Source organism: Vibrio scophthalmi LMG 19158 (assembly GCF_000222585.1).
GTDB lineage: Bacteria > Pseudomonadota > Gammaproteobacteria > Enterobacterales > Vibrionaceae > Vibrio > Vibrio scophthalmi.
In genome coordinates this window covers 1-832 of the sequence record NZ_AFWE01000099.1, presented here as the reverse complement: position 1 = coordinate 832, position 832 = coordinate 1, and the positions used below count along the sequence as shown (strand labels likewise).

General features: G+C 42.9%; 1 protein-coding gene. It reads right to left on the bottom strand.

Annotation, left to right across the window (positions count from 1 at the left end):
* Nucleotides 1-54: 54 nt before the first annotated feature.
* Nucleotides 55-741, bottom strand: coding sequence for an IS6 family transposase (locus tag RH88_RS08515; RefSeq protein WP_040757900.1), 687 nt, complete (start codon nt 739-741; stop codon nt 55-57).
* Nucleotides 742-832 lie beyond the last annotated feature (91 nt).

The following is an 832-nucleotide window of genomic DNA, read 5'->3' as shown; positions in this document are numbered from 1 at the left end:
GGGTTCTGTCGCAAAGTTTGAGTTCGATGCTGGCGTGCCGTTCTCCAGACACAATTATGCAGCGAGCGCGTAAAAGCGCTCCCAAACGGGTAAACTTAAATCGCCTACTTGCCCCCGCTTAATTTGGGTCCAAACTTCCTGTCCAGACATGGTGGCTATCGCTCCATCTACCGATTTCCAACCTAGTGCTTGAATCATCTTTTGCTTTATTGGCCGATGGCTTTGCTCGACGATATTATTGAGGTATTTTACATCGACAACTTCGATTAAGCTCAGCATAAAAACAACACTTAGCCACAAACTTACGTTCATATTGTGTAAAGCTAGAGCGTTGGCTCCGCTCTTATCTATCACCACTTTATCTGGCAAACTATTGGTGCAAATAGCCTTACGAAGAAAGGCTTGCGCTGCTTTTTCATCACGCTCTTTGCTTAGGTAAAAGTCAACAACGTCACCAAATTTATCGACGGCCCGGTAGTAATACCACCACTCACCTTTAATTTTGATGTAGGTTTCGTCCATACGCCAAGATGATGAGACTTGTCGTTTAATTTGACGCGCTTTGGACTCAATCATTGGGGCGAAATTGATAACCCAACGGTTAATAGTGGAGTGGTCAACATAGCTACCTCGCTCAGCAAAAATCTCTTCGATATCGCGATAGCTAAGCTTATATGACACATAGTAACGAACCGCTAGAAGAATGATGTCAGAGGGATGTTGGTAGCCAGAGAAGTCGATTAGATGCTTAATGTTAATGTTAATGTTAATGTTAAAAACACCAATTTGAGTATTTAATGGGGAATTTAGTTCCCCATCATGCGACAGAATC